The organism is Microbacterium sp. ISL-103 (assembly GCF_018613995.1).
Taxonomy (GTDB): domain Bacteria; phylum Actinomycetota; class Actinomycetes; order Actinomycetales; family Microbacteriaceae; genus Microbacterium.
The window spans coordinates 1-9,383 of sequence record NZ_JAGGPD010000365.1 but is presented as its reverse complement, the minus strand read 5'-3'; the positions used below and the strand labels follow the sequence as shown (position 1 = coordinate 9,383).

Here is a 9,383-nt window from a genome sequence, read left to right as displayed (position 1 = left end):
GACGGGTAATGAGGGGGAATGAAGAGGGAAAGGGGCGGCGAGGACGACGGTGACGACGACGGGCTCGCGGCAGGCCCGTGCGGCCGCGACGCGACAGCGGATCGTCGATGCCGCCCGCGAGCTGTTCGTCTCGAACGGATACCGGTCGACGTCTCTTCGCGACATCGCGACCGCGGCCTCGGTCAGCCACCCCGGCCTGCTCGGGCACTTCGCCTCGAAGGACGACCTGCTCGCCGAGGTGGTGGCCGCATTCGAAGACGAGAACGAGAAGGCGTTCGACCTGATCGCCGCAGCATCCGACTCGGGTGAGCTGATCTTCGCCGACGTCGCTCGGCGCAACGCCCGCACCCCCGGCTACCTCGAGCTCTTCGCCGCGCTGACCGGCGAGGCATCCGCCCCCGATCACCCCGCCCACGAGCGGATGCGGCAGCGCTACGCCCGCCTGCGGGCGCTGAGCTCTGACGTGCTCGAAGACGCGGCTCTGCACGGCACCATCGAGTCGGAGCGCGTCGTGTCTGACGAGACCACGCGGCACATGGCCGGATGGGACGGCCTTCAGCTGATCTCGCAGTACCTGCCCGATCGTGTCGATGTCGTGCAGATGCTCGAGGAACGGGAATCGCTCTGGGCNNCGGCACCACGGTGGGCGGCACCCCGGAGAGCGACCCCGGCTACGCCGTGGGGCGACGACGGCGAGCGCAGATCCTCGTCGACGCCACGCATCTGTTCTCGCGCGCGGGCTACGGTGACACGAGCCTGCGTGACATCGCCGAGGCCGTCGGGGTGTCGAAGTCGACGCTGCTGCATCACTACGCCTCGAAAGAGCTGCTGCTCAGCGCCGTGCTGTCGGAGCGCGACCGCTCGATCCAGGAGCGCACCGACGCCCATCGGGCCACCCGCGCCGCCGATGTCCTGCGCGCGATTCACGAGGGGGCCCGCGTCAACGCCGTCGACGAGCCCGGGCTGATCGAGGTCTACGCGGTGCTGTCGTGCGAGGCGGTGCCGGCCGGGCACCCGGCGCACGACTACTTCACCGAAAGATTCCGCAGGGTGATCGATCACTTCGCCGAGCTGTTCCGGCTCGCGCAGGCCGACGGGGATCTGCCCGACCATCGCGACCCCGAGCACGAGGCGGTCTGGCTTCTCGCACTGTGGGACGGCCTGCAGTACCAGTGGCTCTACGACCGTGACGCCGTCGACGTCGCGGCGCACCTGCGCGCGCACCTCGAAGACGTGCTGCCCCGGCGCTGAGGCGGCGCCCTGCCGGTTCAGGCTGCAGGTTTCAGGCTGCGGCGATGACGGCGAGCACGCCCTCGCCATAGGCGTCGCGCTTCTTGGCGCCGATGCCGGTGATCCCGTCGAGGTCGGCCAGCGACGCCGGACGATGCTCGGCGAGTGCCCTCAGCGTGGCATCGCCGAACACGATGTACGCCGGCACCCCCTGCTCGCGCGCGGTCTCTGCCCGCCAGGCGCGCAGCGCCTCGAACAGCGGGCGGTCGCCCTGATCGAGAGCATCGGCCGCCCTCGCCTTGCGTGCCCGCGGTGACGACGCCGGGCGACCGATCGTGTCTTTGCGCAGCGTCCCCGCCGTCTCGCCCTGGAGCACGCCTGCGGCCTGCTCCCCCGGGGCGAGAGTGCCGTAGTCGCCCTGCGCGGCGATGATGCCCCGCGCGAGCAGCTGCCGCACGACGCTGCGCCAATCCTGATCCGACAGGTCGGCGCCGATGCCGTAGGTCGCGAGCTTCTCGTGCCCCTGCTGGCGGATGCGCTCAGTCGAGGCCCCACGCAGGATGTCGATCAGGTGCCCGGCCCCGAACGACTGGTTGCGCTCGCGCTTGAGCCGCACGATCGTCGACAGCAGCTTCTGCGCCGGGATCAGCCCGTCGAAGGTCTCGGTCTCGTCGAGACACGTGTCGCAGTTGCCGCAGGGCTGCGACTCCTGGCCGAAGTAGCCGAGCAGGTTCTGCCGACGGCACTCGACCGTCTCGCACAGCGCGAGCATCGCATCGAGGTGCTGCCCCAGCCGCATCTTGAACGTGCGGTCGCCGGGGCTCTGATCGATCATGCGCCGCTGCTGCACCACGTCGCCCAGCCCGTAGGCCATCCAGGCGATCGACGGCTCACCGTCGCGGCCCGCGCGACCGGTCTCCTGGTAGTACCCCTCGACGGACTTCGGCAGGTCGATGTGGGCGACGAAGCGCACGTCGGGCTTGTCGATGCCCATGCCGAAGGCGATCGTCGCGACCATCACCACGCCGTCTTCGCGCAGGAAGCGCGACTGGTTCTTCGCTCTCACCTCGGCGGGAAGACCCGCGTGGTACGGCAGCGCGTCGAACCCCTGCGCCGCGAGGTACGTGGCTGTCTGCTCGACCGACTTGCGGCTGAGCGCATAGACGATGCCCACCGAGCCCTCGGGCTGTGCGCGGATGAACGACACGAGCTGCTTGCGCGGGTCGACCTTGGGCACGATGCGGTACTGGATGTTGGGGCGGTCGAAGCTGGCGACATAGTGCTTCGCCGTGTCGAGACGCAGCCGTTCGGTGAGCTCTTTATGCGTCGCGCGGGTGGCCGTGGCCGTCAGAGCCATGCGCGGGACGCCGGGGAACCGCTCGCCGAGGTCGCCGAGCGCGAGGTAGTCGGGGCGGAAGTCATGACCCCACTGCGACACGCAGTGCGCCTCATCGATCGCGATGACGCTGAGGGTGCCGCGCTGCAGCAGTGCCGTGGTCTGCGGCGACGACAGCCGCTCGGGGGCGACGTAGATGAGGTCGAGCTCGCCGGCGACGTACGCCCGCTCGACCTCTCGTCGCTCATCGATCGCCTGAGTGGAGTTGAGATAGGCGGCGTTGACGCCGTTCGCGCGCAGGGCGTCGACCTGGTCGTGCATGAGCGCGATCAGCGGGCTGATCACCAGCCCCGTCCCCTCGCGGACGAGGGCGGGCACCTGGTACGTCACGCTCTTTCCGCCACCGGTCGGCATGAGCACGACGGCGTCGCCGCCCCCGATGACCTGGTCGACGATCGCGGCCTGATCGCCACGGAACTCGTCGTACCCGAACACGGTGTGAAGCGCTTCGGCAGCTGTCGCGTACCGGCTCGGCGCAGCGCTGCGCACCGCCGTCGCGGCGGGCGCCGACCGCGGTGCCGATGACCGGCCGCCGAACGACCGGCCCGGGGATGATGCCGGGTCGACCGGCGTCAGCGGCCCCTGGCCCCAGTCCAGCGGAGGCTCGTACCCTGCGCCCTGCGGCTCCCAGTCCATCGGCTCGGGCGGCTCGGAGGGCTCCCACCCACCGCCGTCCCACGGCTCGTCTGCATAGGGCAGATCCTCGTACGGGTCACGGGGAGTCTGCGGCATCCCTCCAGCGTAACGACCCCCGCCGACGTCGGCGGCCCTGAGGAGCACTCTGCGGGCGTAGGTTGGGGGCAGACGCCCGAAGGAGCCTCCGATGACCGACATCACCGTCACCCGCGACGACGACGCCTCCCGCTACGAGATCCGCTCGGACGACACGCTCGCCGGCTTCGCCGAGTTCGATCGTCGCCCCGGTGCGATCCGTTTCGTGCACACCGAGATCGACCCCGCCTTCCAGGGACAGGGGCTCGCGGGCATCCTCGCCGAGCGCGCCCTGACCGATGCCGCGGCATCCGGCGACGCGATCGTGCCCCTGTGCCCGTACATCGCCAAGTACCTCACGACGCACGAGATCGCGGGAGCCGAGATCCGCTGGCCGAAGCGGCCGGGCACCGCGCCGACCGAGGCCTGAGCACACTCGACCGCAAACCTCCGGCTACTGCATGCAGGTGCCGTTGTAGTACTCGAAGAGGGCCTCGCCCGAGGCCTTGACGTCGTCGTCGTACGCCGTGATCATCGCGGTGGGGTCGTCGGTGATCGACTCGGCCGCCACGCTCAGATACCCCTTCCACGCCTCGAGATCGTCGGCAAGCTCAGGGGTCGGCTCGACCTTCTCCATGAGCGCGAGCCTGGCCGCGACGTCTCCTTCGGTGTTCATCCCGGGGATCAGCGGCGAGAAGGCCGCGGCCGACGTCTGGGTGTCGTCGATCAGGGGGCCGCAGAACCCCGCGTCGCCGCCGGAGGCGCACCCCGACAGCATCACCGCCGACGCGGCCAAGGCGAGCACGATAATGGGAGAGCGTCGAGACATCATGGGGCGAGCCTAGGAGGCCACCCGAACGCCCGTGCGCAGACGCACCTGAGCGAAGGAGAATCGGATGACCGACATCGCGAGCGCATCCGGTGACGTCCGCGGCGGAGCACCGGCGATCGGCGAACGGCGCATCGTGCTCGAGCCCCGCGAGGTACCCCTCGGCGGAGTGCGCGGCATGAACGTGCTGCGTGTGCTGCCGCACCGCAACCTCCCGACCATCGGCGCGTGGTGCTTCCTCGACCGGTTCGGACCCGCCGACACCCGGATGCGGGTCGAGCCGCACCCGCACATCGGGCTGCAGACCGTGACCTGGCCGCTCGTCGGCGAGATCCGGCATCGGGACTCGCTCGGCAGCGACGCCGATCTGCAGCGCGGCCAGCTCAACCTGATGACCGCAGGCAACGGCATCTCGCACTCGGAGTACTCGATCGGCGACGGGCCGGTACCCCTCGACGCACTGCAGTTCTGGGTCGTCCTCCCCGATGGCGCCCGACAGGGGGCCGCCGGCTTCGAACGGCACGTCGACCTCCCTCAGGTGGCCCTCGCAGCCACGGAAGGAGCGGATGCCGCTGCCACCGTCGTGCTCGGCGAGTTCGCCGGTACGACGTCGCCCGCGACCGTGCACACCCCGATCGTCGGAGCAGAGATCGTGATCCCGGCAGGCTCCCGCGTGCGACTGCCACTGACGGCCGATTGGGAGAACGCCGTCATGCTCGTCGAGGGCGACGCGATCGTCTCGACGCACGAACTGGCGCTCAACGACATGCTCTACCTCGGCGATTCGCGGGATGCCGTCGAGGTGTCGAGCGAGCGCGGGGCGCTGCTCTTCCTGATCGGCGGCGAGCCGTTCGACGACGAGATCGTCATGTGGTGGAACTTCGCCGGCCGCACCCACGAGGAGATCGTCGAGGCGCGTGTCGCGTGGGAGGCGGCATCCGATCGCTTCGGCATCGTCGAGGGGCACGATGTGCGCATCCCCGCTCCTCCCCTGCCCGATGTGCGTCTGATGCCGCGCGGCCGCAGGATCTGACAGCGCGGGTCTGACAGCGCGGGTCTGGATTCGCGACGACGCCCCGCCCTCCGAAGAGGACGGGGCGTCGTCGTCGACCGCTACCCGGCGTCGACCGTGACCACGGTGCGCACGTCGGATTCGCCGTACTGCACGAGTCCGAGGTAGCGGGTGCCAGCGGTGAGGCCGGCCCAGCTGAGCTCGTAGCTCGTCGCCTGACCGCGGACCGCGGGGATCGGGTTCGGGTTCGCGGTGAACGCCCCCTCACCCTCGGGCTGCACGTTGGCGTAGGTCATGTCCCACGTCATCGGCGCCGAGGTCGCATAGACGTTCGCTACCACCAGGTAGGTGCCCGCCGTCGGGGCAGGCAGCGTGACCTGCTCGTCGGCCGAGCCCGTCGCCGACTGCCACCGCTCGTAATAGCGCAGGTCATCAGCGCTCACGACCCGGTAGACCGTGAGGTCGAGGTCGCTTCCGGTGTCATCCGACGAGTCGAGGTCGAAGCGCGAGAGCGTCGTGCCCTCCGGCACGTCGACGATCCACGACACGTCCTTGTTCTCGTCTCCCGACGCCTCGTCACCCGAGTGTCCGACGACGCGACCGTCGGGGTCGTCCAGCAGCGTGAACGGCGTCAGACCCGACAGGCCGAGAGCGAGGTCACCGCTGACACCGGGTGTGACATCCACCGTGGTCGATCCGTCGACGCCCGTGCCCGCGACCTCGGCCGGAGCATCCGCCGTGACGGGGAACACAGCGATCGGCGAGCGCACCGTCTGCTTCTTGTTCGACCACGTGAGCGAACCGGTCGCCCACTGCTCGACCGGCGCGCTCTGGTTGTCGAACGTGACCTTGTAGGTCGCCTTCTGCCCCGGCTTGGTGAACTTCAGGGTCGACGGCGAGACCGTCACCTTGACGCCGGGAACATCCACGGATGCCGTGAAGGTGCCCTTCTCGGTGGCCGTCACCGTGCGGGTGACGGTCTGCGCGCTCGCGAGCGATCCGATCGAGAAGGAGGCGACGTTCAGGTCGCTGCCGTCGATGGGCTCGCCGGGGAAATCGGCCAGGCCCTTGCCCTCGAGGAACGCCACCCAGTCGGGCACGTCGTTGAGGTAGAGCAGACCCGGGTTGAACATGCGCTTCGGGTCGACCTGACCCGCGCCCTGCTGGAACGGATCCTTGTTCTTCGAGCCGTCGGGGTTCACGGTGTCGTACGCCGTGGTCATCATCGCGGACTTGATCTCGGCAGGCTTGGCATTCGGCCGCTCCCCGAGGTACAGGGCCGCGAGACCCGCGACGTGCGGAGAGGCCATCGACGTGCCCGACAGGATGCCGAAGGTCGGCTTCTCGCCCGGGGCGTTCTGCGTCGCCGCGAGGATCGCCACACCCGGAGCCGCGACGTCCGGCTTCATGATGTCGCTGCCGTCGGCCAGCATCGGTCCGCGGCTGGAGAAGCCGGCGATCTGCGGCACGGGTGTCACCACGCCGGTCGTGTTCTTGCCCACGAGCGTGATCGGCAGGTCGGTGCCGCTCTGCACGTACGCCAGGACGGCGGCGCGGTGCGCGGCCGCGAGGTGCACGGTCGGAACGGCGTGGAAGTCGTTGTCGAGCGAGTCCGCACCACCGGGCACGTTCACGAGCACGACGCCCGTGCCACCGGCATCCTTCACGACCTGCGACTTCTCGGCGCGGGCGTTGCCGCCGCGATCGCAGACCACGATGTGGCCGGTGACCTTCGCGGCATCCAGGGTCTCCGGCAGGCACAGCGCCGCATCGGCGGCGGTCTTGCCCGCAGCCGGTGCATCACCCGCATAGATCGAGGGCCCGGTGACCGTCGTGCCGAACGGCACGCTCACCGACGCGCCCGCCTGAGCGAATCCGGGGAACTGCACCGTGCCCTCCCAGGTCGGGATCGTCGATGCTGCGACGGTCGTGTACCACGGCGATGCGTGGTCGGCGGTCACGGGATCGGGGCCGTCGTTGCCCGCGCTGGTGGCGACGAAGACGCCGGCCGCTGCCGCGTTGAAGAACGCGATGTCTTCGGGGGCGAGCACCGTCGAGGCCGCTCCGCCGCCGATCGAGTAGTTGATCACGTCGACGCCGTCGGCGACGGCCTGGTCGATCGCGGCGATCAGGTCGCTGCCTGCGCAGATGTCGTCGGTCGTCACCGCCTCGTCGGGTCCGACGTAGCAGGCCTTGTAAGCCGCGACCTTCGAGCCGGGGGCGACCCCCGAGATCTTGCCGAAGTCGACGGTCTCGATCGAGGCCTTCACCCCGAAGTTGCCCGCTGCCGTGCTCGCAGTGTGCGATCCGTGGCCGTCGCCGTCACGCGGCGAGAGGTAGTCGTACTGGAAGTCGAAGCCGGCGGCCGCGGCACCCGCGGAGAAGTACTGCGCGCCGATGAGCTTTGTCGAGTAGTCGCTCTTGTCCCACTCCTGCGCATCGACCATCGCGCCGCGGAACTGACCGCCGTCTGACTTGTCGAAGTACACGTAGCTGCCGTCGGTGTAGGGCTGGCTGCCCTTGTGGCGCTTGTCGCTCTTCTTCTGCTTCTTGAGCTTCTTGCCCTCGAACGAGGGGTGCTCGGGGGCGATGCCGGTGTCGATGACACCCACGACCACACCCTCGCCGGCCTTGTCGACGCCACCGGTCTGCTGCCAGACGCCGCCGCGCCCCTTCTTGTCGTCACCGAGACCGAGGAAGCTCGTCGAGGTCTGCGCGTCGGGATGCCGGACGAAGTCGGGGTACACCCCGAAGACGTCCTTCGACGCGCGGAGCGTGTCGACCTGCTCGCCCGAGAGTTCGGCGCTGAACCCGTTGAGGACGACCTGGTAGGTGGTCTCGGGGGTGATGCCGGCCTTCTCGGCCACCGTCTGCTGTTCGGTCTCGAGATGCTCGACATAGCGCTGCGCGTCCTGCGACTGCGTCTCGAGCTGCTCGCCCTCGGCGGGCTTCGTGGCCTTGAGACCCTTCACGTCGCCGGTGTAGCTCGCGAGCGGATCGGACTTCAGCACGACGATGTAGTGACCGGGCGTGCCTTCGACCGGAGTGGGGTGTTTCACCTCCTCCGCTGCATAGCCTGCGGTTGCCGTCGATGCGATGAACAGCGTGGCCAGGGTGGTGGCCGCTGCCATCCGGAGGGGTGTTCGACCCATGTGCTTCTCCCGATGATCTTCGTGCGACCGCGTTGCCGCACCGCCGCTCAAGCTACGCCCGGCTTCCGGCTGACCACCAGAGTCGGGGATTATTACTGGACGAACGGCCAGCCGGGTCGACGATGGTCGACAGTAGGCTGGAAGGCGTGGCATCCTCCCCCGTCCTGACGACTCGTGTGCTGCTCGTCTGCGCCGCGATCGGCGTCGCCACGGGCATCCTCGGGGGCATCGCCGGGCTCATCACACCGGGCGTCCTGGTGCTCACCCCCTATCTCTACGGGCTCGTGCTCGGGTCGCATGTGCTGCCCGGCATCATCGCTCAAGAGGTGCTGCGCCGCCCGCTCGTGGCGCTCGTCACCCATGTGATCGCGGCTCTCATCTCGAGCGCCTTCAACCCGGCCTGGGCGCTGCGCTTCATCGGCACCGCCCTGCTGTTCGGCGCGATCCAAGAGGGGATCGCCGCGCTCACCCGCTACCGCTCCTGGGGCGCATGGCGCTTCTTCGTCTCTGCTGCGGTCATCGGCGTCATCGTCGCGATCGTCGTGTTCTTCGCCGCGCATCTCGCGGTGCTGCCGCTGTGGGCGCAGATCGCCTATCTCGTGATCTCCGTGCTCGGACCCATCGCGTGGACGGCCGCCGGTCTCGCCATCGGCACTGCCCTGAGCCGCGCCGGTGTCGCCCGCCGCTGAGCCCCTGATGCGCCCCGGCATCGACCTCCGTACCGTGACCCCGCTCGTGGTGAATCAGGTAAGGCTAGGCTAAGTTAGAACGGTACCCATCCGCCGAGACCGGGGTCTGACCGTGCGCCCACCTGCTCCTCTTCTCCGCGTGCGTGACCTCTCGATCACCCACGCCGGTGCCGCGCACCCCTCTCCGAAGGACGCGTCCTTCGACATCCTCCCCGGCGAGGTCGTGCTGCTCCTCGGCCCCTCGGGATCAGGCAAGTCCACGTTGACCCTCGCACTCAACGGGCTCGTCCCGCATGCCGTGCCCGCCACGATGGCCGGCACCGTCGAGGCCGCAGGCCTCAGCCCCGCCGACACCCACACGGCC

8 protein-coding genes and 1 pseudogene are annotated in these 9,383 nt (G+C 69.4%); 6 read left to right on the top strand and 3 right to left on the bottom strand.

Annotated features, from left to right (window positions below; translation table 11 throughout):
* Positions 1–49 precede the first annotated feature (49 nt).
* Both J7E68_RS20330 and J7E68_RS19875 read left to right on the top strand, forming a co-directional pair.
* A pseudogene (locus J7E68_RS20330) lies at positions 50–181 on the top strand (TetR family transcriptional regulator); the annotation flags it as partial.
* A 461-nt stretch (positions 182–642) separates the two neighbouring features.
* Positions 643–1,251, top strand: coding sequence for a TetR/AcrR family transcriptional regulator (locus J7E68_RS19875; RefSeq protein ID WP_311416921.1), 609 nt, complete (start codon positions 643–645; stop codon positions 1,249–1,251).
* Between the two features lie 31 nt (positions 1,252–1,282).
* On the opposite strand, the gene recQ is transcribed toward J7E68_RS19875, so the two are convergent.
* The gene (recQ, locus tag J7E68_RS13435; protein ID WP_215173369.1) at positions 1,283–3,358 is read right to left on the bottom strand and encodes a DNA helicase RecQ; all 2,076 of its coding nucleotides are present in this window, start codon (positions 3,356–3,358) and stop codon (positions 1,283–1,285) included.
* A gap of 91 nt (positions 3,359–3,449) precedes the next feature.
* On the opposite strand from recQ, the gene J7E68_RS13430 reads away from it, so the two are divergent.
* A complete protein-coding gene (locus J7E68_RS13430) occupies positions 3,450–3,767 on the top strand; it encodes a GNAT family N-acetyltransferase (RefSeq protein WP_215173367.1) in 318 nt (105 codons plus the stop codon).
* A gap of 24 nt (positions 3,768–3,791) precedes the next feature.
* On the opposite strand, the gene J7E68_RS13425 is transcribed toward J7E68_RS13430, so the two are convergent.
* A complete protein-coding gene (locus J7E68_RS13425) occupies positions 3,792–4,169 on the bottom strand; it encodes a hypothetical protein (RefSeq protein ID WP_215173365.1) in 378 nt (125 codons plus the stop codon).
* Between the two features lie 64 nt (positions 4,170–4,233).
* Here J7E68_RS13425 and J7E68_RS13420 point away from each other — a divergent pair, with 64 nt between their 5' ends.
* Positions 4,234–5,199: a pirin family protein gene (locus J7E68_RS13420; protein WP_215173363.1), complete on the top strand. Its 966-nt coding sequence runs from the start codon at positions 4,234–4,236 to the stop codon at positions 5,197–5,199.
* Between the two features lie 80 nt (positions 5,200–5,279).
* On the opposite strand, the gene J7E68_RS13415 is transcribed toward J7E68_RS13420, so the two are convergent.
* Positions 5,280–8,309, bottom strand: coding sequence for a S8 family peptidase (locus J7E68_RS13415; RefSeq protein WP_215173360.1), 3,030 nt, complete (start codon positions 8,307–8,309; stop codon positions 5,280–5,282).
* A gap of 167 nt (positions 8,310–8,476) precedes the next feature.
* On the opposite strand from J7E68_RS13415, the gene J7E68_RS13410 reads away from it, so the two are divergent.
* Both J7E68_RS13410 and J7E68_RS13405 read left to right on the top strand, forming a co-directional pair.
* On the top strand, positions 8,477–9,019 hold the full coding sequence (locus J7E68_RS13410) for an ECF transporter S component (protein WP_215173358.1): 543 nt from the start codon (positions 8,477–8,479) through the stop codon (positions 9,017–9,019).
* Between the two features lie 139 nt (positions 9,020–9,158).
* A partial coding sequence (locus J7E68_RS13405) for an ATP-binding cassette domain-containing protein (RefSeq protein WP_396652507.1) occupies positions 9,159–9,383 on the top strand: 225 nt, incomplete at its 3' end.